Origin of the sequence: Acidovorax sp. (assembly GCF_046291265.1) — a bacterium.
Lineage (GTDB): Bacteria > Pseudomonadota > Gammaproteobacteria > Burkholderiales > Burkholderiaceae_C > Acidovorax.
Genome location: NZ_JBKBTV010000014.1, coordinates 63,125 through 89,134, shown reverse-complemented (window position 1 = coordinate 89,134; position 26,010 = coordinate 63,125). Strand labels below are relative to the sequence as shown.

The following is a 26,010-nucleotide window of genomic DNA, read 5'->3' as shown; positions in this document are numbered from 1 at the left end:
TACTCCGGCTATGGCCCATCGATGAATACGCCGATGGGCGACTATGGCAACACCGGATATGGGCGCAGTGGGATGGGCCCTGGAACCGGTTGGAATGGAGATTCCCAGCAGGGTGGCATGGCCCCGGCGGCGGAAGAAGCCTTGCTCACCGTCGGTATCCTGCGCCAGATGTTGGCTGGAGGAGACCCGTTTGATCCACGGACCTATGGCGCCATGCCAGCAGGTGCCATCGCGGCGCAGTATGGGTCAGTGCCTCCCGGCGCAGGGCAAGCTGGGGTGGACCCCCGGGCCGGTGCGGTCAGTGCCCAGTCGGGGCTTGGCGGTGGATATTTTCCTGGCGGTGCTGCGGCAGAAGCCATTGAAGACATGGCGCAGCTGGAGCGACTGGTTGGACGGCTTGCCAGTGGCGGCACAGCAAGCCAGCCAGGATCTTTGCCCGTGCCTTTGTCGGGCAGGCGTGGCCTCCCCGGCGTGGCTCCCGTCGTGTATGCGACCATGCCGATGGAAACAGCCGCCCAGTCTACGGCCATGGCGATGGAGGTCGTGGGCCGCATGATGTTCAACATTGCTCAGGATGGGCGCCTGCTTCCTCCTGTGCAAAAAGCCGTGCAGAGTCTTGAGCCTGCGCTCAAGCAACTGGTGCAGTACGACGGTCGGTTTTTTACCGATGGAGCCCACCCCGCCAGACGCCTGTTGGATGAACTGACCCAGCGCAGCCTCGCATTTACCGCAGAGACAGCGCCCGGTTTCAGCGGTTTCATGCGCCTGGTCACGGGGGCCGTGGACCATCTGGCCGCCAACGAGATCAAGGACGCGGGTCCTTTTGATACCGTGCTCAAGGCCCTGCAGTCCGCTTGGGATACACAAGAGCAAAAGCTGAAGGCCCACCAAGAGGCGCAGCAAAAAGCCCTTTTGCAGGCAGAACAACGCGAGATGTTGGCCGAAAAAATTGCCGCTGACATCCGCAAGCTGCCTGACGTGGGCAAGGTGCCGGTTGATATTCTGGACTTTGCTGCCGGCCCCTGGTCGGATGTGGTGGCTTTGGCCCAGGTGATGAAGGCCCCGGATTCGCCAAGCGATGACCCTGGCGGCTTTTTGGCACTGGTGCCTGTGTTGCTATGGAGTTCTCAGCCCGAACTCACCCGACAAGAGCCCGAGCGCCTCAACGACTCGATCCCCGGACTGCTGGCCAAGCTGCGCAAGGGCCTCAAGACGATCAATTACCCAGCCACGCAAACCAGCGCTCTGCTGCAGAGGTTGGTGGGCTTGCACCAGGCGGCTTTTGAAAAGCCTGCCCCGGCGCCAGTGGTGGCTGCGGTGCCCGAACCAGAGCCCGTAGCAGTGGTCGCGCCCCAACCAGTAGTGGTCGCCGACGAAAGTGCCCAGTCGCCTGCCGCAGTGCCTGAAGAAAGCGCACCGGTCCCCACGGAGGTCGCGTCAGACCCCTATGCCGACTTTGTGATTGGCGCTTGGGTAGAGCTGGTGACCAACGGGCGTGTGGTGCGAACCCAGCTGACATGGGCCAGTCCGCATGGCACGTTGTTTTTGTTCACCGCACCCGATGCCAGCACCCAGTCCATGACTCGGCGCATGCGTGACAAACTTGCCGTTGAAGGTGCGTTGCGTGTGGTTCCTGCCGCCAAACCGGTGGTGGCGCGCGCGCTGGATGTGGTGACGGTGGTGCCCGGCCGCAAAAACCAAGATGCCAATTCCTCGGGCACCAAGCCCTCCAGTTCCAAGATGGCGCCGCTTTCCCGGTCAGCTCCGCTGTCCAAGTCAGCGCCATTGCCATCGCCATCGGTCCCCAAGGTTTCCAAAAACGGTTGACCCAAGCCAACCCGGCCATGGTCAGTCGGCCAGTAGTCGGCTGATTGACCGGTCATAGCCGAACATCTCACACTGTTTGGTGGTCGCTGGCCGCAGCGATCTGAAACCTGGATCCATGCATCCGCTGTCTGCGCGGGTTCAAGCTCGGAGCAGCTTTTTGCGCACCAAGTGAATGTGGTTGCGCAGCGCATACAGTTCATCGGCGTAGGACAAAGGGACGCTGACCTTCTCGGCCTGCGTCTCCAGAGCGTCCAACGACTTGAGCAGATCGGCCGGTTCGACTTTGCCAGCTTCCATATCGTTTTCAATTTCCCGCAAGCGGCCGTACCAGCGGAACACCCGGGAACGCACGCGGAACTGGTACAGCGGCGGCACGATGCGCGACAGCGGCAGCATGATGGCCAGCAAGATCCCCAGCACCAGCCACATGCGCTCGATCAGATTGGCTATCCAGAAAGGCAGGTAGCGCTGCATCAGGGGCACGGTTTCATTGATGGCGCGTTCGCCTTCTTTGGCAATGGGCAGTTCGCTATGGCGGGTGCTGGGGAACTCCCTGGCCCGGTTGAACCAGCCTGCACCGTTGTGCAGCTTCTGCGCGTTTTGTGCAAACAAGGTCAGCAGGGTAGGGTGTGTGCCCTCTCGCGCCAGCAGCGATGTGGTGGAGGCCACCAGCCGAACGTCCTGCGCGGGAACGTTGGCAGCCAGGTCCACCACGCCGCGTGGCAGAGTGGCGGGGGTCAGAAACGGAAACCGGCGTGCATAGGCCTCGTGCTGGGCAAAGTCCATCAGCTGGACCCCCGGTGTTTGCAGCAGCATCTGCACCATCAGCGATTCGGGGGCCGAGGCAAAGACCAGTGCATCCAGTTTGCCCGCCAGAAACTCTACCGTTGCCGGTGTCTGCTCCAGGCGAGACAGGGTGACCTCCCCAGGCTCAATGCGGTTGGCCTCCAGCAAGCGGTCCATCAAAGTGGGAACACCACTGCCCGCCGTTCCCACGTTGACGCGCAGGCCCTTGAGCTGCGGCAGGCCATCGAGCTGGCCTTTTTGTTCATTGGAAGCGCGCTTTTTAATCGCATCGGTCCGGTAAAAAAGCCATACCGGCTCCACAAACAGGCTGCCTAGCGATACCAGCGCGTCGGCATCATCGGGCCGCAGCTCCGCGGTGCCCCCCTGCACAAACGCCAAATCGGCCTTGCCTTCGCGCAGCAGCTGAAGGTTGTGTGATGAACCCTCACTGGGCAGCAGCACGACGTCGATGCCATCCACTGCCAGCGCTTTTTGGTAGCGCTTGCCAAACTCCTCATACGCGCTTTGCGCAGGCCCTGTGGCCAGCGTGACCGATTTGGGCGGGTTGGGGTTGAGCCACCAGTACGCCAGCACCAGCAGGCCCACACCCAAAAAAGCGAGCGGACCCGCAGACACGATCAAATCGCGAAGTGACAGCAGGGTGTTGCGAAAAGCCTGGGGCATGGGGTAGGTGTTGAAATTAGCGGGAGCTGACCGGCGCCCGAGCGAGGGCGCGGGGGCGTCTGTCTACTGCTGATTCACTGGTGGTGTGCGCCTCCGGCACGGTTTGCCGGGGGCGGTTGCCAGGGTACTTTTGAATCAAGACTTGCTTCTGCGGCGATTGCGCTCGTATGCCACGCATTCTGCAATCGACAGCTGGTCATTCTGGTCCGCATCGGCCGAGTCGAAATAAGCCATGCGGGCTTCGACCACTTCCTTGAACGACAGCTTGCCGTCACCGTCCTTGTCGATCGCGGCCAGCCGCTTCAGGCGACCTTTCCCCATCCGCGGCACCTGGGCCAGATCAGCGAGCTGAACGTAGCCCGTGGCGTCCGGAGACAGGTTGTGCCAGCTTTGCACGATATCTTCGTGAAACTCATCCAGCGACACGCTCCCGTCGTGGTTAAGGTCGGCAGATGAGCAGATGGCCTGGAGCCGGTTCGCCAAGGAGCGGGCGGCGGGTTTCGCGCCCTGGGCTGCAGTAGCTTGGGGCGGCGAGGTGGGTGACGACACTGGCGCCGTACCCGTCTGTGCGACTGCGGGGACTGCGAACGAGAAGGCACTGGCAGCAGCGGCAATACACAGCAGGTGCCGAGGGCGCAGCGTGTTGTTTGATGTGATCTTGATCATCATGGGAGACTCCTTACCACCACCAGCGCTGGCTGGGGCTGCGATTGCATGACCACACCATGGTGGGCGCCCCTTGGCGAACCCGGCCATCCTCTACGTCCAGGCACTTGCCATTGAGTTGGCTGACGATTTGCCCTCCACGTGTGGTCCAGCTCTGGCTGCGCGAACCCGAGCAAGACCACAGAACGACCCGCGCGCCATCGCGTGGGTCGCCCCGGTCCACGTCTACGCACAGGTCCCGCACGCGAATCTCGCCACCGCGCCCCACGTTGAAACGCTGGGATGCCGTTCCATTGCAGTCAAACACCTGCAGGGCGGTGCCGGGTCGGATATTGCCCTTGGTCACGTCCAGGCACAGCCGTCCGTCCACCCGGATCTCGCCACCGCGGCCACTGTTTGCACCGCCGTAGTCTGGATACTCTGGTTGCCGGTCGTTGTCGTGCCGGTTGTGGTTGGCCAGCAGCGCGATGCCTGCGATGGCCGCCACCGCCGCCACGGCGGCGCCCGCGTTGGAGCCGCTGTTGTTGTGATTGCCGGGTGCGTAGCTGCGAGTGAGCTTGAATCGTCCGCCGCAGCCCCCGTTGGTCCACAGCTCGCGGTTGGTCAGGTCATAGCCCCAAGTGCGGTTAAAGCGGCAAGCGCCTTGGGTTTGCTCGCTCAGGTCCACCTGGGTGGTGTCTTCTGGCAAGCGGTAGGACGTGTAGCTGCCATTGGAGCGCAGGTCCACCAGTTGATCCTGGGCCAGTGTGGCTTGCGTGTGCAGAAGCAAGGGCAGGCACAGCATCCAGGCGCGCCGCAGACGGGTCGGGTCTTTCATGGTTTTTCCTTGTCACAAAAATGGGTGGTGGCAATAGGCGCCTTCATCGACAGGGTGCGGGGCGGTGGTTGCGAAGCTTTAAACCCCACCGCTATTTACCCCAACTCCCCCGCCCACGGCAAGTACAAACCTTCGGCTGTCGTGATGGACCGCGCAGCCCGCGCTGCGCGCGCTGTGGCAATGGCCGTGGCTTCTGCGGCCATGGTGGCCAGCACCATCATGCCCAGGGTTTTGCCCGCGCGGCCGGTGCCCAGGCTGAAGAGGGTGTCGCCGTCAGACATGGTGTGCACCGGGTTGATGCTGCGGGCCAGGCCATCGTGGGCGGCCACTGCCAGGCGGTGGGCCTGCACTTTGGTGATGACCGCATCGGTGGCGACCACGCCGATGGTGGTATTGGTGCCCGCCAGCAGGGGCTGGGGTGGGTCGCCGCGCAGCAGGGCGCGGCGCGTGTCGCGCAGGCGCAGGCCGTCGTCGGTGCGGGCGCCTGCAATCACCTGGGCGGTGTCGGGGTCGATCACGTCGCCCAGGGCATTGCAGGCAATCAGCGCGCCCACCGTGACGCCATCCACCGTGACGGACGCGGTGCCGATGCCGCCCTTCATCGCGCGCTGGATGCCAAAGATCTTGCCCAACGCGGCGCCGGTGCCCGCGCCCACATTGCCTTCGGCCGGGTCGGCGGTGGATGCCGCATCGCACGCCGCATAGCCCGCGGCGGCATCGGGGCGGATGCGCATGTCGCCCACCAGCAGGTCAAACAGCACAGCGGCGGGCACGATGGGCAGGCGGCCCACGGCCACGTCAAAGCCGATGTTGCGCTCTTCGAGCCAGCGCACCGCGCCGGTGGCGGCATCCAGCCCCCAGGCGCTGCCGCCCGCGAGCACGATGGCGTGCACCTTGTCCACCAGGTTGGAGGGGTGCAGCAGGTCCGTCTCGCGGGTGCCGGGTGCTGCGCCCCGTACATCCACACCGGCCACGGCGCCCTCGCGGGTGATGATGACGGTGCAGCCCGTGGGGCGGCGGGTTTCGGTGAAGTGGCCGACCTCGATGCCGGCCACGCGGGTGATGCTGCCAGCGTCGCTGGCCAAGACATGTTGAGAACTCATGGCCGGTGATTATGGTGCCCCGATGCAGCGCCTTGTTTGTGCGGTATCACCCGCCCGGCAGCGCGCTCACGGCGCCTTTTCGATCTGCTTGACGTGGTAGGCGCCATTGACTTGCTCAGCCCGAAATCGCACCTTGTCTCCGGGTTGGAGATCGCCCACCACGCTGGCGTCTGCGACACGGAACACCATGGTCATGGGCGGCATCTCCAGGTTCTTGATCTCGCCATGCTTCAGCGTGAGGCGCAGTGTGCGCGGGTCCCAGCGGGTGATTTGGCCTTCGCTCAGCTCCGCACTCTGCTGCGTGGGCGTGGCTGCTTGGTGGCTGCTTGAGGCTGAAGGGGCGGTGGCTTGGGCCAGAGCGGGCCCAGCGCCCAGGAGGAGCAGACTGGCGGCCAAAGGGATGAAGGGGAATTTCATGTCGATGCCTTCTTGTTATAGCTCTTGAAAACACGGGTGCTGCCGTCGCGCGCGACCAGCAGCACGTCGTACGGGTCACGCCGGTCGCCATATGCGGGGCCGTCCATGCCGGGGGAGCCCACGGGCATGCCGGGCACGGCCAGGCCCAGGGCCTTGGGCTTTTGCTGTAGCAGGGCTCGCACGTCGCTGGCAGGCACATGGCCTTCGACCACATAGCCACCCACCAGGGCGGTGTGGCACGAGCCCAGCTTTTGCGGCAGGCCCAGCTTGGCGCGCACGGCGTTGTTGCCGGTGTCGTGCACTTTCACGGCAAAACCGTTGGCCTGCATGTGGTCCACCCAGTCCTGGCAACAGCCGCAGTTGGGGTCTTTCCACACTTCGAGTGGCGTGGGTGTGTGGGTCGCTGCACGCGACGGGCCGGGCAGCAGGGCAACGGCCACACCCGCGCCCAGCAAAGGCAGGGCGGTGGTGAGCCATTGGCGGCGGGCAGGGCTGGCGGCGTCGGATGCAGAGCGTGGGTTGCGTGGAATGGTCATGGGGTTTCTCCTGGCGTTATTGGTTGCGGGACAGCACGGTGATCGTTCCTGTCATGCCGGCCTGGTAGTGGCCGGGGATCAGGCAGGCAAAGTCAAAACCCCCGGTGCGGTTGAAGTGCCACACGATGTCGCCGGTCTTGGCCGCCGCCACGTGGGCCATGTAGGGCTCGTCATGTTCCATGCCGGGGTGCTTTTTCATCATCTCGGCGTGCTGGTCCAGCTCGGCCTTGGTGCCGATCACGATCTCGTGCAGCACCTTGCCTTTGTTCTCGGCACGCAGCCGCACGGTGTCGCCTTCGCGCACTTCGATGTGGTTCGGGGCAAAGCGCATGTCGTCGGTCATGCGGATGGTGATGGTGCGGCGCACGGACTTGGCGTCGCCTGCGATGCCCCAGTCCTTTTGCTCCTTGATCACCGGGCTGTTCTGCGCGGTATGGGGCATGTTTTCATGACCAAAAGAGGCGATAGCGCTTATCCATAAAGCGGTGGCAGCTATCAATTTGATAGTATTCATGGTGTTTGTTGATATTTTGGGATTCAGTGCTGGTGGCCACTGGCAGCGGGTTTGCGTGCGTTGGCGGCGCCGGGTGCGGTGCCTGGGGTGTCGGTGCGCGCCGGGCGTGGGGTGCTGGCGGGCGCGCCCTGCCATTCGTAGGCCACCGTGCCCGCGGGTTGCTTGAAGTCGCCGGGGTCGCGGTAGTCGCCCGCAGGTTGGTCGGCCCGCACCTTGAACGTGGTGAACATGCCGCCCATCTCCAGAGGGCCAAAGGGGCCGGTGCCGGTCATCATTGGAAAGGTGTTGTCGGGCAGGGGCATCTCCATGGCACCCATGTCGGCCATGCCGCGCTCGCCCATCACCATGTAGTCGGGCACGATCTTCTGGATCTTGCTCACCAGACCGCGGTGGTCCACGCCGATCAGGGTCGGCACGTCGTGCCCCATAGCGCCCATGGTGTGGTGGCTCTTGTGGCAGTGCAGCGCCCAGTCGCCAGGCTCGTCGGCAATGAAATCCACCTGCCGCATCTGGCCCACGGCCACATCGGTGGTCACCTCGGGCCAGCGCGCACTTTTGGGCACGGGGCCGCCGTCGGTGCCGGTCACTTCGAATTCGTGGCCGTGGATGTGAATCGGGTGGTTTGTCATGGTGAGGTTACCGATGCGCATGCGCACGCGCTCACCCTGCCTCGCCACCAGCGGGCTGATGGCGGGGAATACGCGGCTGTTCCAGCACCAGACGTTGTGGTCCAGCATTGTGTTGACCTTGGGGGTCATGCTGCCGGGCTCCACGTCAAAGGCGTTGAGCAGGAAGGCGTAGTCGCGCTGTACCTTGGCGATGTGCGGATGCTGCCCCTTCGGGTGGGTGATCCACAGGCCCATCATGCCCATGGCCATCTGCACCATCTCGTCGGCATGCGGGTGGTACATGAAGGTGCCCGGGCGGCGCGCTACAAACTCGTACACAAAGGTTTTGCCCACCGGAATCGCTGGCTGGGTGAGCCCGCCCACGCCGTCCATGCCGTTGGGCAGGCGCTGGCCGTGCCAGTGGATGGTGGTGTGCTCGGGCAGGCGGTTGGTGACAAAGATCCGCACGCGGTCGCCTTCGACCACCTCGATGGTGGGGCCGGGGCTCTGGCCGTTGTAGCCCCATAGGTTGACCATTAAGCCGGGCGCCACCTCGCGCACCACGGGTTCGGCCACCAGGTGGAATTCCTTGACGCCAGCGTTCATGCGCCAGGGGGCGGTCCAGCCGTTCAGCGTGACCACGGGGTTGTAGGGGCGGCCCGTGGGCGGGTGCAGCGGCGGCGCAGTGTCGGCGCTGGTTTGAATGGCGGGTTCGGGCAGCGCGGCCAGGGCCACGCGGCTGACGGAGGCTGCTGCCACAGCGGTGGCCGCGCCAGAGAAGAAATTGCGGCGGTTCATGTCAGTGGCCTTGTGGGGTGGTGGAGGCTGCGGCGCCCGAGGTGAGACCCTGCAACGCGCCTGGTGATGTGCCGGTCAACGCAAGTTGCAGGTCCGTCTCAGCCAGCCAGAAGTCGCGCTGTGCTTCGATGGCGTTGGCTACAGCCTGGGTGCTGTTGCGCGCTTCGGCCAGCATGTCCCACACGCTGGCGAGCATGCCGTTGTAGCGCAGGGTGGTCTCGTCGCTGATAAGCTGGCGCAGGGGCACGACCTCGGCCTGCTGCTGGCGCGCCAGGTCGAGTGCGGTGCGGTAGGTGAGCCAGGCGGCGCGCACCTCACCGCGGACGCGCACGGCGGTGTCTTGCAGCTGGGCGGCGCTTTGCTCCACCTCGGCCTGGGCGCGGCTGCGTGCGGCGCCGCCCCAGTCGAACAGGGGTAGGGGCAACTCGATCTCCCAGCCGCGTGTGATCTCGCGGTGGCCACTTTCACGCTCGGTGGCGGTGTTGCGGCTGTAGGCCATGCCGATGTCGCCAAACACGGCACCGGCGCGGCTCCAGCCCTGGCGGGTGGCCTGGGTGTCGAGCTGGCGGCGGGCCGCCTGCACATCCAGCCGCTCGCGCAGCGCGGTGGCTTCGATGCCCTCTGCTGGCAAGGCGGTGGCGGGCAGGGGCGGCAGCTGGTTGGCCAGCTGGTACTGCGCCTGCAGCCCCCACACGCCCATGCGGCGGTTGAGCTGCTCGCGGTCGGTGGCGGCGGCCAGGCGGGCGCGTGCGCGCTGGCGGGTGGCCTCTTGCAGCACGGCCTGTTCGCGGGCCTGCTGCAGGCGGCTCCAGTTGCCCACCTGCACCATGCGGCGGGCCAGCTCGGCACCGGCTTCGGCGGCCTCGACCATGCGGTCGTGCGTGGCAGCTACCTGCTCGGCCGCCACGGCGCGCAGCCAAGCGCGGCGGGTGCCTGCGGCGAGGGTCACCACGTCCTGCGCGGTTTGCAGCGTGGCGATCTGCAGGCGCTCGGCCTGCCGCGCGGTGCGCCAGGGCAGCGTGATGAGGTCGATCAGGCTGAAGGCCAGGGTGCGCTCGATTTCGCGCTCGTGGCTGTTGGTGAATCGCCCCAGCGCCAGGTGCGGGTTGGGCAGGGTGATGGCCTGCACGCGCTCGGCATCGGCCGCTCCCAGTGCAGCCAGGCGGGCTTGGAGGCCGGGGTTGTTGAGCAGGGCAATGCGCACGGCTGCGTCGTGCGTGAGGGGTTGGGCGAGCCATCCCTGGATGGACTGCTGCGCCGTTGCGCGGGCAGCCGGGTCGGCGCTGGGCAAGGTGGCTGGCACAACGCCCGTGCGGCTTGCCGTGAGCGCTGCCACGTCGCTGCGCAGGCCATCGGGCGACACGCTGGCGCAGCCAGCCAATGCTGTTGCGGCCACCAGAATAGAAAGGCGATGCAACGTGCTCATGGCTTGTCTCCATGGGTGGGGTTGTGACGGTGCATTGGGTGCATCCCCTGGTGGGTTGGGGCTTGGGGCGGTGTGGAGGTGGGCTGAGGGCCCGGCGGTGTTTTGGTGCTTTGCTGCTGGGCCTCCCACGCCACGATGTCGGTGTGCCCGCGCGGGAAGGCGCTGACAGCCGCATGCGCATCGCGCCAGGTTTGTGGGGATGGCGTGGCATCAGTGAGCGGGGGCTGCAAAGGCAGGCTTGGGTGAATGAGCGGCGCAGTGGCCGCATCCGGCTGGGCTGCATCACCTGCGGAGGGAGCTTGGGCCAGCGCGAGCAGCGGTGACCACAGGGCAAGGCAGACAAGGCGCCCTGGCCTCTGAAGCCAAGGCGAAGATAAAAACGGGAGGGAAGCAGGGGCGCGCATCGCGATCTCCAGACAACGAACGAACAAGACATAGCGCTGCCGCCCGAAACACGCTGAGATCAGCGGGCATTCAGGTATTGGCAGACGCACTTCGGGCGTCGGAGATTAGGCGATGGGTGGTTTGATGGCCAGTGCTGCGGGGGCACTGTCAAACTGGGCGGCAGCCAACGGTAGCGAGTTGCCGGGTTGTGAGGGAGTCAGCGTCGACCGGTCTGGTGTATCCAGCATGGCCGAATGACAGATTTCGCAGGCGGAGCAAGCGGCTGAGTGGTGGGCATGCGAGTCGCAGGCGGGGTTTTCGCCGTCGCATGGTGCATGCAGGGCTTGCAGATCGTGGTGACTGGCATGGTCCGCTCCCGCTTCGGCTGCGACCGCCTTTTCGTCACTGTGATGTTGTTGGTGTGCCTGGTGCTGCGCTTGGTGTTGTGGGGCCACTCCACTGGTCAGCAGCGGCGGCAATACCCCTGCAGCCATGGCGGTGCCGGTGAGTCCCCGAAGGACCAGTACCACCATCAAGACGAAATAGAGCCCGCGACGCATCGGTGAATGATACGGCGGCACAGACAAGGTTCCCTCAAGGGCCGCACATTCACGGGGGCAGGGTTGCTGCGTGAGGGCAAACCCGGGCAAAAAAGGCTGGCGTGCCAACGTTTGGCAGCGCTACCATGCGACGAAGCTGGGGGGTGCCTTGGGGCCAGATGCGCGCCCCGTGCCGTCTTCTGAGTGCTTAGTACCTCCTTCGCTGGAAAGGTCCGTATGCCGCCATGGTTTGCAGGAGCTTGGAGCACCTTGTCTGCCCGTATTCGGTGGCTGGTGTTGATTGCGACCCTGCCTGCCGTGCTGCTGGTGGTGTACCAGGCGCGTGCGCACCGCATGGACGCGATTGCAGCGGCTGAAGACCGGGCCCAGCATACCCTTCAGTCTGTAGCGGGCAGCCAGCAGCGCCTGATAGAAAACACACGCCAGTTTTTGCAGCGGCTTGCCGCCATGCCGCAGGTGCACCAGCCAGAGCTGGCGCAGTGTGGGCGCTACCTGGCCGAGGTGCTGTCTCTGAACGCTAGTTACGTCAACATTGGGGTGCCAAGCGCGAATGGGGACCTGTTGTGCAATGCCCGCCCATTGAAGGCCCCGGTGAACGTTGCGAATCGGCCTTATTTTCAGCAAGCGATCACGGCGCGAGAGTTTTCGGTGGGCAGTTTCCAGATCGACCGTGCGGCGCAGGTGGCCAGCGTCAATTTTGCGTACCCAGTTCAGCAGCCGGGCAGTCAGGCCGTGGTGGGCGCGGTAGTGGCCGTGGTGTCACTGGAGTGGTGGAGTCTGCGGCTCACGGACCTGGGCATGCCGGAAGGCGCCGTTGCAAGGGTATCGGACCCGGACGGGCGCGTGATAGCGCGGTACCCGCCCGATGCGAGTGAGCTGGGTGCACCGTTCGCGGATGCAGGTTTTCTCGCGCTGTTGATGCAAACGCCGCTGGGTCAGCGCCAGCGCATCAGCACCGACGGCACCCCTGAGCTGGTGGTGTTTCAGCCGCTGATCGAAACCGGTGGCAAGTCCGTGGCCACCATGAGCCTCACCGTACCGTTGGGCAGCCTGTATGCGGCAGCCAACCGGCGGATGTGGACCGACATTGCCATTTTGCTGCTCGGTGTGATGGCGTCGTTTGTGCTCGCGCATGAGGGCGTGCGGCGTGGCGTGATGGGGCCGCTCAAGCGGTTGCTGCGCGCCACGGATGAGTTGGCAGAGGGGCGCTATGTCTCTGGTATGCCTGCCACGGGATTGCAGGAGTTGACGGAGCTGGGCCGTCGGTTTGATCGCATGGCGCTGACCCGCCAGACGGCCGAAGCCCAGCTTCGCCAGAGCGAAGAAAACCTTTCGATCACTTTGCATTCCATCGGCGATGCTGTCGTAGCCACCGATGCGCAGGGTTGCGTCACCCGCATGAACCCAGTGGCAGAGCGCTTGACCGGTTGGAGCATTGACGAGGCGCGGGGCAAGCCGCTGGCAGAGGTGTTTCGCATCGTCAATTCCGGCACGCGCGAGCCGCAGGTGGACCCGGTGCAACAGGTGATGGCCAAGGGCGAGGTGGTGGCCCTGAGCAACCACACCACCTTGTTGGCCCGCGACGGTGCCGAGTACCAGATTGCCGACAGCGCTGCGCCCATTCGCAACCCGCACGGAACCATCGTGGGCGTGGTGCTGGTGTTCAGTGACGTATCGGGTGCTTACCGGGTACGCAAGCAGCTGGAGGACAACGAGGCGCGCTTTCGCACCCTGGCGGCGCTGTCTTCTGACTGGTACTGGGAGCAAGACGCGCAGTTTCGCCTCGTCCACGTGGATGGCAGCACGGAGGACCGGTTGGTGAAAGAGGCGTCTCTTCACATGGGGAAAACGCGTTGGGAGCTGGCGGCGCCCGGCGTCAGCGACGAGTGGTGGAAAGATCACCGGGCCCTGCTGGAGCAGCACGGTGAGTTTCGCGATTTTGAGTTTCAGCGCAACGACCGTTCGGGGGCGCCCTATTGGGTCTCCATCAGTGGTACGCCCATGTTTGACGAGAAGGGGGATTTTTGCGGTTACCGGGGTGTGGGCAAGGACATCACCGCACGCAAGAGCGATGAAAATGAACTGCGCATCGCTGCCATCGCTTTCGAATCGCAGGAGGGCATGATCGTGACCGATCACGACACCGTCATCCTTCGCACCAACCGGGCTTTCGCCAAGATTACCGGCTACAGCGGCGAAGAAGCGGTGGGAAGGCGGTCGAACCTGCTGGCGTCGGGTCATCACGACAAAGCATTTTTTGAGGCAATGTGGACCAGTCTGCGCACCCATGGCGAGTGGAAGGGCGAGATATGGAACCGTTGCAAGAGTGGCGAGGTGAACCTGCATTTCATGGCCATCACCGCCGTGAGAGACGCGCAAGGGGCACTCACCCACTATGTGGCCACGCTCGGCGATATCACGCAGCGGGCGCAGGCTGCGCGTGAGATCGAAACCTTGGCGTTCTACGACCCCCTGACCCACCTGCCGAACCGCCGGTTGATGATGGACCGGCTGCAGCAGGCTTTTGCCACCAGCGCACGCACAGGCATGCAGGGAGCCTTGTTGTGTCTTGACCTTGATCATTTCAAGAATCTGAACGACACCCTGGGCCACGACATGGGGGATGTGCTGCTGCAGCAGGTGGCTCAGCGCCTTTCGGCTTGTGTGCGGGAGGGCGACACGGTGGCGCGGCTGGGAGGGGACGAGTTTCTGGTGCTGCTGGAAGACCTGGGCGCATGGGCCACCGACGCTGCAGAGCGGTCGCAGGATGTGGGTGAAAAAATTCTGGCCGCACTCAACAGGCCTTATCAATTGGCGTCTCACCATGTGCACAGCACCACCAGTGTGGGCGCCGTGCTGTTCAGCGGTCAGAGCCAGACCGTGGAAGATCTTGTCAAGCACGCAGACTTGGCGATGTATGCCGCCAAGACGGCGGGACGCAACAGCATCCGGTTTTTTGACCCCAAGATGCAAGCTGCCGTCACCGCCCGCGCAGCGCTGGAGAACGACCTGCGCACTGCTTTGGATCAGGGGCAGTTCACGCTGCACTATCAGACCCAGGTGGGCTGCGGCGTGCGCGTTGTGGGGGCCGAGGTGCTGATCCGTTGGCACCACCCCACGCGCGGCCTGGTGCCGCCCTTCGAGTTCATTCCGCTGGCCGAAGAAACCGGGTTGATCCTTCCCATCGGCCTGTGGGTGCTGCAGACAGCGTGTGCACAACTGAAAAAGTGGCAGGACTCCCCTTCCACAGACCACCTGCAGTTGGCGGTGAACGTGAGTGCACGGCAGTTTCGCCAGGCCGATTTTATGGAGCAGATCGTGACGGTCTTGCGGCAGACGGGTGCGCGGCCCGACCGCTTGAAGCTGGAGCTGACGGAAAGCCTGGCGCTGGACAATGTGGACGACACCATCGCCAAGATGAATGCGCTGCGCAGCCTGGGCCTGCGGTTTTCGATGGACGATTTTGGTACCGGGCAATCGTCACTGTCTTACCTCACGCGGTTGCCGTTGGACCAGCTCAAGATCGACCAGAGCTTTGTGCGCAACATCGGCATTCAGCACACCGATGCGCTGATCGTGCAAACCATCATCGGCATGGCGCACAGCCTGGGCATCGATGTGATCGCCGAAGGGGTGGAGACCGAGGAGCAGCGTGCTTTTCTGGAGCGCCACGGCTGCAGCTTGTGGCAGGGCTACCTTTTCAGCAAGCCGGTGCCGCTGGAGAGTTTTGAGCAGCTGATGGTGCAACTGCATGCCCCGCGCGCCTAGCGCGGCCTCGCGCAGGCTCAGTGTGCGGCAGGGTACGGCGGAACATGCCCGCCTTGGGCCAGCGTGCTGGCCACAGCAAACATCAACTCGAGGTTGATTTGTTCGGGGTCACGTGGCACCAGGTCGTAGTGGCACAAGGTACCCATCAGCACGCCACCGGAATCCATGATGGGAACGCCACAGTAGGTGGGCACAGCCTCGCGGGCGGGGTGCCCTTCGGTGCGGGCGTCCAGCAGGGCATGGGCTGTTTTGAACACGCCTTTGCTGTCGCGCACGTAGCAGCAGTAGGTTGCGGTGTCCGCGACTTCCTGGGCGTGCAGAGTGCTTGCGTTTTCCTTGTCAAAGTGCACGGCGGCATTGGCCTTGCCATCTTGAAAGCGCCAGATGCCGATGAAACGGTAGTCTGTGAGGCCCACCAGATAGGCCAGTGCGTCGCGCACGCCCTGGATGCCGAGGATGGCCTGAAACTGCTCAAAATCACGGACGGTATTGACTTGGGCCACGGCCACTCCATTGCGGGAAACGGTTGCTGAAGGCGGCATTTTACGTGCCGCGACCTGCGGATCTGGGGGCAAAGACGGCTGTGCCCGGGGCGGGTGTGGTTTTAGAACGTGGTCACTCTTTCGCAAGGGTCTACTGAAGGTCATGAGCACATTTTCAAGTGCCCATGTACCTTCCGGGCCGGTGGTTTATCGCCAACACCAGGTTGAGCGCCACGGCTCCGGCAATGGACCCAGCCACCCGCAGGGGTTCGACCGTCCAAAGAGCCAGCAGCACGATGCAGCAGTCCACAGCCATCTGAATCTTGCCAGCCCGCCAGCCGTAGCGGTCCTGCAAGTACAGCGCCGCAACACCCACGCCGCCCAAACTGCACCGGTGCCTGAACAGCACCAAAAATCCCGTGCCCGTGATCAGCCCGCCCGCAATGGCAGCGTACAGCGGCTGCAACTGGGAAAACTGCAGAAACTGTGACTGCAGTTCTGTCAAAAGCGACAGCAGCAGGACTGCAATGAAGGTCTTTACCGTAAAAGCGCGCCCCAGCTTTCGCAAAGCCAGCCAATAAAACGGCAGGTTCACCACAAAAAATAGCTTGCCAAAGCCGATGCCCGTGGCGTAGTGCAGCAAAAATGCCAGCCCCGCTGTGCCGCCCGTCAGCAAACCGGCGCTGGTAAAGAATGCAACGCCGACTGAAATCAGCAGTACCCCGGTAAAGATGGCCACCCCGTCCTCGAACAGGGTGTGCGGCGTGGCTGCGGGAGTTGCGGCCTGGGTGGCTGGATGCGGGTTCGGGGTGGCAGGCGAGCTTGGCATAGGCAATGAACACGTGAAGAGGCGGGCTGGCGTTGCCACCTTGGCGGAAGCAGGCTGCAAATTGGACCACGCAAGACCTGTGCCTTGGTTGTCACGCGTCAAGAGACCGCGCAGCACGTTCTCGGCTGCACACGCCGTCCTTCGCCACGCCTTGATCAGCGGCTTGACCAGAGCCACCCACTTGTAACACCTGCAACGCCGCGGTGGATCTTCCGAGTGGCCCCGGCGTTGCTGCGAAAATAGCGGGCTTTGCCCACTGGGGATCCGTTCCCTGATGCGGGCGCGCCTTTGGGGGTCTCCAGGCGCTGCCAGCACAGTGAATGGCTTTCTCAGGATGTTTCTGCACCACCCCATCAACAGCTCCAGACTCGTGGTTCTGCTCCAGCAATGGGCGCGGGAGGACGGCGAGCGACCGAGGCCGTCGCCATCGCAACCCGTGAACACCGATGTGGCGGAGCAAATGGCCCAGTGGCTGAGCACGGTAGATGCCGTCAAACTCAGCCGGGCGCTGCATGCCATTGAGACTTTGCCCGGCGAAGCCGGGTCGCTGGTGAGTAACCAGGGGGTGGACTTGCCTGCGCTTGATCACCTGTTCGAGAAGACCAGGGCGGATCTGAATGCGTTGGTGACGGCCAAGGTACTGGCCCCCAAACCCGCGCGCGCCCGGGCTGACAACACGCCCGTGCAAGCGCCCGACCCGCAGGTCGAGGCTCACTATGCGGCCCATGGCCAGCGTTATCTGGATCTGCAAAAGCAGATGGACACACGGCTTTTGGCCTTGCGGGTGCAGGTCCGCCATGCCTTGGCCCAGGGGTGTCTCGGATTGCGGCAATTGGCGGTGCTGGATGCTGTCATGGAGCAAATGCTCGGCCCTCGCGAGCAGCGGCTTTGGGCCTCATTGGCCGCCCATCTGGAGCGGCGCCTGGCGCACCGGCATCACAAGCACCTGGAGGTGCTGGAAAACAGCGGCGTTGCCGACGAACCGCTGCGCTGGGCCCAGCCCGGCGGATGGCTGTGGGCGTTTGAACAAGATTTGCAGGCGTTGTTGATTGCAGAACTGCAAGTGCGCCTGCTGCCGATATCGGGGCTGCTGGATGCAGCCCACAACGAGAAAACAGGATGACAGGAATGAACAAGAGTGTGATGGCCGCCATTTTTGCGGCGGGCCTGGCCGTGGTGGCCTGGGTAGGCTGGGGTTTTGTGGGCACCAGCCCGCTGGCGCTGGCGATGACGTTGGTGATTGGCGGTGTGTATTTGCTGGGCGCATATGAGTTGATGCAGTTCCGCGCAGCCACAGCGTCTTTGGCCACGGCGCTGGGCCTGGCTGACAGATCTGCGGAGCCCGTGGCGGACCTGGGGGAGTGGATCAGTCGCTTGGCACCTTCGCTGCGCAACCCGGTGCGCCAGCGCATTGAAGGTGAGCGCGTGGCCTTGCCAGGCCCTGCACTCACGCCGTATCTGGTGGGGTTGTTGGTCATGCTGGGCATGCTGGGCACATTCCTGGGCATGGTGGTGACTTTCAAGGGCGCTGTGTTCGCATTGGAGACCTCGTCCAATCTGGAATCGATCCGCACTGCGTTGGCTGCGCCCATCAAGGGCCTGGGCCTGTCGTTTGGCACATCCGTGGCAGGCGTGGCGGCGTCGGCCGCCCTGGGTTTGTTGTCGGCCATCAGCCGCCGTCAGCGCATAGACGCTGCCCGCCTGCTGGATGCTCGCATACCAGCGGTTTTCCGACCGTTTTCATCGGCGCACCGACGGGACGAAATGGTCCTCGCTCTCCAGACGCAGGCCCATGCCATGCCGCTGATTGCCGAACGCCTGCAAGGGCTGATGGAAGGCCTGGAGCGCCGCAATGACCAGCTCAACGCACAACTGCTCGCCCAGCAACAAGGATTCCATCGTGAGGCTTCGTCCGCCTATACGCAGCTGGCCAGTACCGTCGGGGCCTCACTGCAAGACAGCCTGGCTGCCAGCGCGCGCCAGGCGGGCGAGGTGATTCGCCCGGTGGTGGAGCATGCAATGACCACGCTGGCGCACGAGGCGCAGCGCTCGCACGAGCGCCTGCGGGAGGCCACCGATGCGCAATTGCAGATACTCACAGCCCAGTGGGAGGGCACGGCGCGCCAAGTGGCCGACACCTGGACCTCGGCGTTGCACAGTCACACCCAGGCTCAAGACGCTTTGGTAGCACAGCTCGACGGAGCTCTGCAGGCTGTCACGCAGGCGTTTGACCAAAGATCCAGCGCGCTGGTGGCCTCACTCCAAGAGTCCGCTGCGCAATCTCATGCGGCCCAGTTGGCCGCTGACCAGCACCGGCTGGAAGGCTGGAGCCGCTCCATGGAGGCCATGGCCCACTCTCTCTGTGCCGAGTGGCAGCGTGCAGGCGCGCAGTCAGTGGCGCAGCAGCAGGGCGTGTGCGCGGCGCTGGAAGCCACCGCCAAGCAGCTTGACCACAGTTTGTTGTCGGCCACGCAGTCGTTCGAAGAGCGCTCTGGCGCGCTGCTGACCGGGTTGCAGGAGACGGTGGCGCAGTCGCACACCGCTCAGTTGGCGGCCGACCAGCAGCGTGTGGATGACTGGAGCCGCTCCATGGGCACCATGTCGGGTGCGCTCTGTGCCGAATGGCAGCGGGTGGGTGCGCAGTCGGTGGCGCAGCAGCAGGGGGCAGCCCAGGCCTTGCAGACCGCAGCCGCGAACATGGCGGAACACGTAACCAATCAGGTGGCCCGCACGCTGGGCAGTGTGGCCACTTTGATGGATCAGTCGGATGCACTCCTGCGTACCCGCTTGGAGTCCGAGGCCCAATGGGTCGAGGCACAAGGTCAGCGCATGGACCAACTGACGGGCGTGTGGCGCACCGAACTGGTTGCGTTGCGCGACGCGGAGGCGCTGCGCGGCCAGGCTGCGGTGGAACGGCTCGATACGCTGCAGGTAGCCGTGGCACAGCACCTGGCGACCTTGGGTGCGGCCCTGGAAGCACCCCTCACGCGCCTGCTGCAAACCGCTTCCGATGTGCCGCAGGCCGCGGCCGAGGTCATTACCCACCTGCGCCAGGAAATGACGCGGATGAGCGAGCGCGACAACGTTGCCTTGGCAGAACGCACGGCCATGATGGAGCAGGTGGGCACCTTGCTGCATTCGGTGAATGACGCCGCGGTGCAGCAGCGCGCCGCGATCGATAGCTTGGTGGGCTCGGCCGCCCAGGTGCTGGAGCAAGCGGGCGACCAGTTTGCACAGGCGCTTGGCACGCAGGCTGGCAAGGTGGATGAAGTGGCTGTGCATGTGGCTGCCAGCGCCGTAGAGCTTGCCAGTCTGGGTGAATCATTCAGCCATGGCGTGGGTTTGTTCAGTGCCAGCAACGAAAAACTCATGACAAGCCTGCAGGGCATTGAAGGAGCCATCGGCCAGTCCATGAGCCGCAGCGATGAGCAACTGGCCTACTACGTGGCCCAGGCCCGCGAGGTGATTGACCTGAGCATTAGTGCGCAGCAGGGCATTGTGGAAGACCTGCGCAGGCTGCATGGCACCGCGGGCAGGGCCGCCGCCCATGGAGTGGCCGCGTGAACGGGTTGGACGACACCCTGGACGAAGCCTCGGAGCAAACCGCTCCCGTGTGGGCGGTGTTTGGCGACCTGATGTCGGGGTTGCTGGGCGCATTTGTCCTCATCCTGGTAGGTGTGCTCGTCGTGCAGATCGACCTGGTGGCCAGCTTGAAGCAGGAAGTAGAAAAGCGCCAGATGGAGGAGCAACGCCGCATGGCGCTCGAAAAGGCGTTGGCCATTCCATTGGCCAGCGGCCGGGTGACCGTGAACAACGGACGCATTGGCATCAGTGGCAGCGTGTTGTTTGCAGCGGGCTCCGATGAGCTTCGCCCTGAAGGGCGCCAACTGCTGAGCAGCTTGGTGCAACCCTTGGTGGTGTACCTGCGCGAACGCGATGAAATGCTGATGGTGAGCGGATTTACCGACAACACCACGCTGCTGCGCGGAGCCCATCAACGTTTTGCCGACAATCTGGAGCTGTCGGCGCAGAGGGCGCTCACGGTGACCCGAGCACTCATTGAGGAGGGCATGCCGTCTGCGCAAGTGTTTGCGGCCGCTTTTGGCGCCGAGCAGCCGGTGGCCGACAACGCAGAGGAAAAAGGCCGTGCAAAAAATCGCCGTGTGGAGATGGCCCCGGTGCCCAAGGCATCCAACGCAAAGCCTGCCCGTGATGAATGAGCCTACGCTGGAGTCCCTGCGTGCAGAGGACGCGCATCTCTACGACCCGGCGCGGTTTCACTACCTGGAGGCACTGTCCCGGCGTCTGCAGACGCAGCCAGTGGCTGTGCAGCATGTGCTGGCTTGCAGGCTGAGCGCTGCGGTGGTTGACTATGCCGACCGTGCGAAGTCTGCGCCTGCGTGCCGTGCGGTTGCCAAAGCGATGCCGACGACGGGGAGCGCCCTCTCGCAACTCAATGGGGAACTCGCTGCCCGGGCCCAGTCCGATGCCGATGGCGTGCTGCGGGGCGATAGCGCCAACCTCTCGGACATGAAGAGCGTGCGCCAGTTCAGCGAGGTCTGGTCCAAGATTTCTGCTGATCAGCAGGTGGTGCAGGCCTTGCACCGAGCGCCTGAAAACGCGGGGCCCCTCAACTCGCACAAGCTCATGCTCCGCTCATTGGGCCTGATGCGCGCGTTGTCGCCGGACTACCTGCGGCGATTCATCTCGCACATGGATTCGCTGCTGTGGCTGGAGGGTGCCAACACCAAGCCCGCACCGCCCGCGCGTTCAGCGGTACGCAAAAGCCGGGCTACAAGAACGAAAACGTGACTTTGGGGCCACTGCGCACGGCGCGAGGGGCCGACGCCGAGGAAAAAAGGGTGGGGGTAAGAAGCTTTTTGCTGTGGCGCGCAGCAGCGTTGCAACCTGTGTGGGGTTCGATGCCGACTGACACCTACCTCACTTTTTGGTCTGGTTCGAAATGTGTTGCTGCAGCAACTCGTTCGACTTGTCCAGAGCTTCTGCGGTCTCGGTCAGTTTCTGCTCTAACTGGTCCGTGCGCTCGACAGCTGCCTGGAGATCGCCCTGCATGGCATCTGTTGGGATTTGTGTGGACAGCACCGCGTGCACAACATCCAGTTCATCGGCCGTCGCTTTGATCTGTTCAGCGGTTTCCAAATTCTGATTCAGAATTTCTGCCACGTCCGATGATGGAGGCTGTTTCGTATCGCTGGGCATAAGTCGAACTCTATGAGGTTATTCAATCCACGTTGGCGACCGGGCAAGCGGCGCAACGGACTACATGGCGATTGGGGTCGGCAGCATAGATTGTAGGCAGCATCTCAACGAACGGACTATCCGGCTCCCCATGATGCCCCTCAATACCATCCTCGTCGAAGACAGCAAGACCATTCGGGACACTCTGGTGCCCGCGTTGGCAGAACTGGCAGATGCCCGCGTGATCGCCTTTGCCACCACCGCAGCGGGCGCCAAAGAAGCGCTGGAGCAATGGGGCAGCCAGTGGCAATTGATGGTGGTGGATCTGTTTTTGAGCGAGGGCTCAGGCATTGAAGTGCTTCAGGAATTGAAACAACGCGCAGAGCCCAAAGCCGAGAACCAGCATGTTTACGTGCTTACCAACTACGCCACCGCCGATATGCGCCGCAGGTGTGAGCAATTGGGCGCTGACGGCGTGTATGACAAATCGACAGAGCTCGACGCCTTTTTTGAACGCTGCTGCGCGTTGCCCCGGTGAGGACAGGTTTGCTCTGCAGACTCTTTGCGTTGCGGTCTTGCGGGTTCGTCCATTCAGGCGAGCGTTCAGCGCGGTCCTCAGTGCCCATGTGATGCCGAAATCTTTTCGCTGGCAAGCTCCTGTCGTGCCTGGCGGATCACGCTGGTACCGCCAGCGATAGCAAGCCAGGCCATGATCGCTGCCACGGCCAGATCGGGCCAGGCGCTGCCGGTGCCGAACACACCCAGCGCAGCGCCCATCACCGCGACATTGCCCAACGCATCATTGCGGGTGCACAGCCACACGCTGCGCATGTTGGCGTCGCCGTCTCGGTAGGTGTACAGCAGCACAGCCACCCCCAGGTTGGCGGCCAGCGCCAGCAGGCCGATGGTGCCCATGGTGAAGGGTTCGGGGGCCGTGCCCTGCCACGCACCCCAGGCCACGCGGCCCACCACGAACACGCCAAACGCCAGCATGCTGGCGCCTTTGATCAGTGCGGCCCGCGCCCGCCACGTGAGGGCCATGGCCAGCACCCACAGCGACAGCGCATAGTTGGCGGCGTCGCCCAAGAAGTCGATAGCGTCAGCCAGCAGTGACGCGGAGCCCGACTGCACGCCTGCGCCCACCTCCACGGCAAACATGGCCGCGTTGACAATGAGCGCCATCCACAGGATGCGGCGATAGCGGGGGTCGGCAGTGGCGGGCGAACCGTGCGAGTGGTTGTCATGGTTGTGGTGGCAGTGGGCAGACATTGGGCGTTCTTCATTCAGTGTTTTCAAAGCGATGGCATGATTTAAAACCTTGAAGTCACTTGAAGGTCAAGCCCATGACGACAAACATTGCGCAATACCGGATTGGAGAAGCCGCCCAGCAATCGGGCGTGACGGCCGCCAACATCCGCTACTACGAAAAAGAAGGTCTGCTGGCACCGGGGCTGCGCAGCGACAACAGTTATCGCCTGTACGCCGGTACCGATGTGCACCGCCTGCGTTTTATTCGCCTGTGCCGCGCCATGGACATGTCCCTGGACGAGGTGCGCACCCTGCTGGCGCTGGACTGGAGCAAGAAGGAGGACTGCGACGCTGCACGCGATGCGCTGGATGACCATTTGCAGCATGTGCGGGCCCGCCTGGCAGAGCTTCAAGCGCTGGAAGCCGACCTGCTGGCGCTGCGCAGCCGCTGCGATGGATCGGACGCGCATTGCCACATCATCGAGGCGCTTCACGCGCGGGCCGATGCCCAGCCGCTGGCGACATCCGCCAGCACCGGGCCGGGCAAGCGCCATGTCTGACGCCTGTTGCAGCGCCGGTGTAAGCCCATGGCTGTGAGGACATGTTTCTCATGGGCGCTGAATACTCCTGTTTTGATAGCTGGTAGCGCTTGTTGGATAAGCGCTAGAGGCCAAAAACACCTAAATTTTTGTGCCATATGGCTTTTGGGGCCTGCCGAACATGCGCCGCTATGATCCGGCCATGATTTCGCGCTTGCCCGGCCTCTCCTTGCCCGAACGTGTGCTGAACACGGCGCGGCGCTGGGCGGTGGCGTGGTGGCGCATCTTGTACCTGGGCGCTGTGGTGTTGGTGCTGGTGTTGTCACCGTCCAGCTATGGCAAAGGCACCCGCAAGGCACTGGCGCGCCACCTGTATCTGGACACTGCCCCTGTGCTGCTGGGTTTCACCGTGCTGGCTGCATTGATCAGCCTGGTGCTCACGCGCATCGTGGTCGTCACGGCGCTGAGTTATGGCTTGTCGCGCTATGCGCTGGAGATGGTGATTCGCGTGCTGGTGCTGGAGCTGATCCCGCTGACCGCTGCGTTGTTTGTGGCCATGCGCTGCACCATCCCCAACGGCACACAAATCTCGCGCTTGCGGCAGCTGGGGCGGTTTGATGCGTTGCGCCGCCACGGCTCCGACCCGGTGCGGGTGGAGTTGCTGCCCCGTGTCATCGCAGGCGTGTTCGCCAGCATCACCCTGGCCGCGTTGAGTTGTGTGGTGGCGCTGGTGCTGGCGTACCTGGGGGTTTACGGCTTTAACCTGGCCGGGTTGCCCAGCTACACGCGCATGTTTGGCCAGGTGTTCACACCCAGCGTGACCATGGTGTTTGCACTCAAGACACTGTTTTTCAGTCTGGCGGTGGCGCTGATCCCCATGGCGGCGGGCTTGCATGACACTGGCGAGCGCACACAGCCCGACTCCGAACTGGGCGGCCTTGCGCGCATGTTTGCTGTGCTGCTGCTCATCGAGGTGGCCTCGCTCATGGGCAACTATTACTGATGCCCATGGCAGCCGGATGTTTGCAACGCTGTCGTACCCTCTTCATTTGATGACCCCTACTGTCGCCCCATGACCGATAAGAACCACCCCAGCCACGACAGGGCGCCGCCCCCGGTGCAATCTGAGGGGCCGCACGTGGAGGGCGAACGCCCGCCCGTGGAAACCCTGCGCCCCGTGGCTTATCTGGAGATCAAGGCGGCCGCACTGCTGCTGTTCACGCTGGCGCTCATCGTGGGGTCGGGGATGTACCTTTTGTACGCACGGGGGGCTTTTGAGCCCACTCAAACCCTGGTTCTCACCGCTGACGATTCAGAAGGCGTGGTGGTCGGCATGGACATGACGTTCTCTGGCTTTCCCATCGGCCGTGTGCGCCGCATCGAGCTGGCCAACGAGGGCAACGCCCGCATCCTAATCGACGTGCCGCGCAAGGATGCCCACTGGTTGCGCGAATCGAGCGTGTTTACACTGGTGCGCGGCATCGTAGGTGGCACCAACATCCGCGCCTACACCGGCATGTTGACCGACTCGCCTTTGCCCGATGGTGCCGTGCGGCCCGTGCTGCGTGGCGACGCCACGGCCGAGATTCCCCAGCTCATGTCATCCGCGCGCGAGCTGCTGACCAACCTCAACACGCTGACGGCGCAAGACGCTGCGCTGGGCAGCAGCCTGACCAATGTGCAGGCGCTGACTGAGCGCCTCAATGGCCCCGGCGGCATGTTGGGCGTGCTGATGGGTAACGAGGCGGATGCCAAAAGGCTCGTGACCACGCTCGATCGCACCAACGCGTTGCTGGCGCGCATCGACGGCATGGCTGCTCGGGCTGATCGGCAGGTGTTTGGCAGCGACGGCAGCAAAGACGCGCTGGTGCCTGAGGTGCGCGCCACCGTCGCCCAGCTCAATGGCTTGCTGGCCGACACCCGCACCAGCCTCAAAAAGGTCGACGCCGTGTTGGTTGAAGCCCAGGCCATCGGCGTCAACGCGCGAGAGGCCACCACCGACCTGGGTGCGCTGCGGGCCGAGGTGGAAAGCAATTTGCGCAAGGTGGAAAGTCTGGTGAATGAAATCAACCGCAAATGGCCCTTTGCGCGGGACACGGAGCTCAAGCTGCCATGAAGCGATTTGTAGTGATGACCCTGCGGCGATCAATGTACGGCGCCCTTTTTGTCGGCGCGCTGTTGTTGGTGGCCTGCTCCAGCAAACCCCCGGTGCCGGATTGGCAGATGAACGCGCAAGGCGCGTCACAGAAAGCCCTGGATGCGTACTTGTCAGGCAACGCGCGCGTCGAAGCGTTGGAGTGGGACCGTGCCCGCGCCGAAGTCGCACGCACCGGCCGGCCGGATCTTTTGGCGCGGCTGGAGCTCATGCGTTGTGCTGCGCAAGTGGCCAGCCTGGTCATCGGCCCGTGTGAACGGTTTGAACCGCTGCGGGCAGACGCCGCTCCCCCTGAGCTGGCGTATGCAGACTACCTGGCGGGGCGCCTGCAACCCGGGCAAGTTGCCCTCCTGCCAGAAGCCCAGCGCAAGGTGGCCGTGTCGGGCACTGTTGCGACACTCGCGGGCCTCGAAGACCCGCTGTCTCGCTTGGTAGCGGCGGGTGTGCTGTTCCACACGGGGAAGGCGAGCCCTGGGGTCATTGTTGAAGCAGCAGAGGTGGCGTCTGCACAGGGATGGCGCAGGCCACTCATGGCCTGGCTGACGCTGCAGGTGCAAAGGGCAGATGCTGCGGGAGATGCCCAAGCCGTGGCGTCATTGCGCCGCCGGCTCGCGATGGTTGAGCGGGGCAGTCCTCTGCGTGAGTAGGCCAACGAAGGAAGCTG

The 26,010-nt window shown here is 64.0% G+C and carries 25 protein-coding genes; 11 read left to right on the top strand and 14 right to left on the bottom strand.

Annotated elements, in window-relative coordinates:
* On the top strand, nucleotides 1–1,827 hold a 1,827-nt coding region (locus tag ACK41V_RS07995; protein ID WP_409780305.1), incomplete at its 5' end, for a DUF1631 family protein.
* 138 nt (nucleotides 1,828–1,965) lie between these two features.
* Here ACK41V_RS07995 and ACK41V_RS07990 read toward each other — a convergent pair.
* The 10 genes from ACK41V_RS07990 to ACK41V_RS07945 all read right to left on the bottom strand — a co-directional run bounded on the left by ACK41V_RS07990 (nucleotide 1,966) and on the right by ACK41V_RS07945 (nucleotide 10,814).
* A complete protein-coding gene (locus tag ACK41V_RS07990) occupies nucleotides 1,966–3,297 on the bottom strand; it encodes a TAXI family TRAP transporter solute-binding subunit (protein WP_409780302.1) in 1,332 nt (443 codons plus the stop codon).
* A 135-nt stretch (nucleotides 3,298–3,432) separates the two neighbouring features.
* Nucleotides 3,433–3,966: an EF-hand domain-containing protein gene (locus ACK41V_RS07985; protein ID WP_409780300.1), complete on the bottom strand. Its 534-nt coding sequence runs from the start codon at nucleotides 3,964–3,966 to the stop codon at nucleotides 3,433–3,435.
* Between the two features lie 10 nt (nucleotides 3,967–3,976).
* Nucleotides 3,977–4,780, bottom strand: a complete 804-nt coding sequence (locus ACK41V_RS07980; RefSeq protein ID WP_409780297.1) for a lectin — start codon at nucleotides 4,778–4,780, stop codon at nucleotides 3,977–3,979.
* A 95-nt stretch (nucleotides 4,781–4,875) separates the two neighbouring features.
* Nucleotides 4,876–5,883, bottom strand: a complete 1,008-nt coding sequence (locus tag ACK41V_RS07975) for a P1 family peptidase (RefSeq protein ID WP_409780294.1) — start codon at nucleotides 5,881–5,883, stop codon at nucleotides 4,876–4,878.
* 66 nt (nucleotides 5,884–5,949) lie between these two features.
* Nucleotides 5,950–6,300, bottom strand: coding sequence for a copper-binding protein (locus ACK41V_RS07970; RefSeq protein ID WP_409780291.1), 351 nt, complete (start codon nucleotides 6,298–6,300; stop codon nucleotides 5,950–5,952).
* Nucleotides 6,297–6,836: a DUF411 domain-containing protein gene (locus ACK41V_RS07965; protein ID WP_409780288.1), complete on the bottom strand. Its 540-nt coding sequence runs from the start codon at nucleotides 6,834–6,836 to the stop codon at nucleotides 6,297–6,299. Before ACK41V_RS07965 ends, ACK41V_RS07970 begins: the two co-directional genes overlap by 4 nt.
* Nucleotides 6,837–6,852: 16 nt before the next feature.
* Nucleotides 6,853–7,350: a plastocyanin/azurin family copper-binding protein gene (locus ACK41V_RS07960; RefSeq protein WP_409780285.1), complete on the bottom strand. Its 498-nt coding sequence runs from the start codon at nucleotides 7,348–7,350 to the stop codon at nucleotides 6,853–6,855.
* A 23-nt stretch (nucleotides 7,351–7,373) separates the two neighbouring features.
* Entirely contained in the window at nucleotides 7,374–8,756 is a 1,383-nt protein-coding gene (locus ACK41V_RS07955) for a multicopper oxidase family protein (protein WP_409780282.1), read from the bottom strand.
* 1 nt (nucleotide 8,757) lies between these two features.
* On the bottom strand, nucleotides 8,758–10,182 hold the full coding sequence (locus tag ACK41V_RS07950) for a TolC family protein (RefSeq protein WP_409780279.1): 1,425 nt from the start codon (nucleotides 10,180–10,182) through the stop codon (nucleotides 8,758–8,760).
* Between the two features lie 509 nt (nucleotides 10,183–10,691).
* Nucleotides 10,692–10,814 carry a hypothetical protein gene (locus ACK41V_RS07945; RefSeq protein WP_409780276.1) on the bottom strand — a complete coding sequence of 41 codons (123 nt, stop codon included), beginning with the start codon at nucleotides 10,812–10,814 and terminating at the stop codon, nucleotides 10,692–10,694.
* A gap of 561 nt (nucleotides 10,815–11,375) precedes the next feature.
* Here ACK41V_RS07945 and ACK41V_RS07940 point away from each other — a divergent pair.
* Nucleotides 11,376–14,894, top strand: a complete 3,519-nt coding sequence (locus ACK41V_RS07940) for an EAL domain-containing protein (RefSeq protein ID WP_409780273.1) — start codon at nucleotides 11,376–11,378, stop codon at nucleotides 14,892–14,894.
* A 17-nt stretch (nucleotides 14,895–14,911) separates the two neighbouring features.
* Here the strand turns inward: ACK41V_RS07940 and ACK41V_RS07935 are convergent, their stop codons facing one another.
* Entirely contained in the window at nucleotides 14,912–15,397 is a 486-nt protein-coding gene (locus ACK41V_RS07935; RefSeq protein ID WP_409780272.1) for a GAF domain-containing protein, read from the bottom strand.
* A 154-nt stretch (nucleotides 15,398–15,551) separates the two neighbouring features.
* The gene (locus tag ACK41V_RS07930; protein ID WP_409780269.1) at nucleotides 15,552–16,205 is read right to left on the bottom strand and encodes a YitT family protein; all 654 of its coding nucleotides are present in this window, start codon (nucleotides 16,203–16,205) and stop codon (nucleotides 15,552–15,554) included.
* A gap of 334 nt (nucleotides 16,206–16,539) precedes the next feature.
* Here ACK41V_RS07930 and ACK41V_RS07925 point away from each other — a divergent pair, with 334 nt between their 5' ends.
* The 4 genes from ACK41V_RS07925 to ACK41V_RS07910 are packed head-to-tail and all read left to right on the top strand — an operon-like array spanning nucleotide 16,540 to nucleotide 21,017.
* Nucleotides 16,540–17,328 carry a DUF3348 family protein gene (locus ACK41V_RS07925; protein WP_409780267.1) on the top strand — a complete coding sequence of 263 codons (789 nt, stop codon included), beginning with the start codon at nucleotides 16,540–16,542 and terminating at the stop codon, nucleotides 17,326–17,328.
* 5 nt (nucleotides 17,329–17,333) lie between these two features.
* Nucleotides 17,334–19,769: a DUF802 domain-containing protein gene (locus tag ACK41V_RS07920; protein ID WP_409780264.1), complete on the top strand. Its 2,436-nt coding sequence runs from the start codon at nucleotides 17,334–17,336 to the stop codon at nucleotides 19,767–19,769.
* A complete protein-coding gene (locus tag ACK41V_RS07915) occupies nucleotides 19,766–20,425 on the top strand; it encodes an OmpA family protein (RefSeq protein ID WP_409780261.1) in 660 nt (219 codons plus the stop codon). The genes ACK41V_RS07920 and ACK41V_RS07915 overlap by 4 nt, the downstream gene beginning before the upstream one ends.
* Entirely contained in the window at nucleotides 20,418–21,017 is a 600-nt protein-coding gene (locus ACK41V_RS07910; RefSeq protein ID WP_409780258.1) for a DUF2894 domain-containing protein, read from the top strand. Before ACK41V_RS07915 ends, ACK41V_RS07910 begins: the two co-directional genes overlap by 8 nt.
* Nucleotides 21,018–21,146: 129 nt before the next feature.
* On the opposite strand, the gene ACK41V_RS07905 is transcribed toward ACK41V_RS07910, so the two are convergent.
* Nucleotides 21,147–21,425 (bottom strand): hypothetical protein, encoded by a 279-nt coding sequence (locus ACK41V_RS07905; protein WP_409780255.1) that lies wholly within the window; start codon nucleotides 21,423–21,425, stop codon nucleotides 21,147–21,149.
* A 133-nt stretch (nucleotides 21,426–21,558) separates the two neighbouring features.
* On the opposite strand from ACK41V_RS07905, the gene ACK41V_RS07900 reads away from it, so the two are divergent.
* Nucleotides 21,559–21,942, top strand: a complete 384-nt coding sequence (locus ACK41V_RS07900) for a response regulator (RefSeq protein ID WP_409780313.1) — start codon at nucleotides 21,559–21,561, stop codon at nucleotides 21,940–21,942.
* 77 nt (nucleotides 21,943–22,019) lie between these two features.
* Here the strand turns inward: ACK41V_RS07900 and ACK41V_RS07895 are convergent, their stop codons facing one another.
* Entirely contained in the window at nucleotides 22,020–22,673 is a 654-nt protein-coding gene (locus ACK41V_RS07895; protein ID WP_409780252.1) for a cation transporter, read from the bottom strand.
* A gap of 74 nt (nucleotides 22,674–22,747) precedes the next feature.
* On the opposite strand from ACK41V_RS07895, the gene ACK41V_RS07890 reads away from it, so the two are divergent.
* The 4 genes from ACK41V_RS07890 (at nucleotide 22,748) to ACK41V_RS07875 (ending at nucleotide 25,993) form a co-directional block, all read left to right on the top strand.
* Nucleotides 22,748–23,212 (top strand): Cd(II)/Pb(II)-responsive transcriptional regulator, encoded by a 465-nt coding sequence (locus ACK41V_RS07890; protein WP_409780249.1) that lies wholly within the window; start codon nucleotides 22,748–22,750, stop codon nucleotides 23,210–23,212.
* A gap of 181 nt (nucleotides 23,213–23,393) precedes the next feature.
* Nucleotides 23,394–24,194: an MlaE family ABC transporter permease gene (locus ACK41V_RS07885; protein WP_409780247.1), complete on the top strand. Its 801-nt coding sequence runs from the start codon at nucleotides 23,394–23,396 to the stop codon at nucleotides 24,192–24,194.
* A 69-nt stretch (nucleotides 24,195–24,263) separates the two neighbouring features.
* Nucleotides 24,264–25,307 (top strand): MlaD family protein, encoded by a 1,044-nt coding sequence (locus ACK41V_RS07880; protein WP_409780245.1) that lies wholly within the window; start codon nucleotides 24,264–24,266, stop codon nucleotides 25,305–25,307.
* Nucleotides 25,304–25,993 carry a hypothetical protein gene (locus ACK41V_RS07875; protein WP_409780242.1) on the top strand — a complete coding sequence of 230 codons (690 nt, stop codon included), beginning with the start codon at nucleotides 25,304–25,306 and terminating at the stop codon, nucleotides 25,991–25,993. The genes ACK41V_RS07880 and ACK41V_RS07875 overlap by 4 nt, the downstream gene beginning before the upstream one ends.
* The last annotated feature ends 17 nt before the right edge of the window (nucleotides 25,994–26,010 follow it).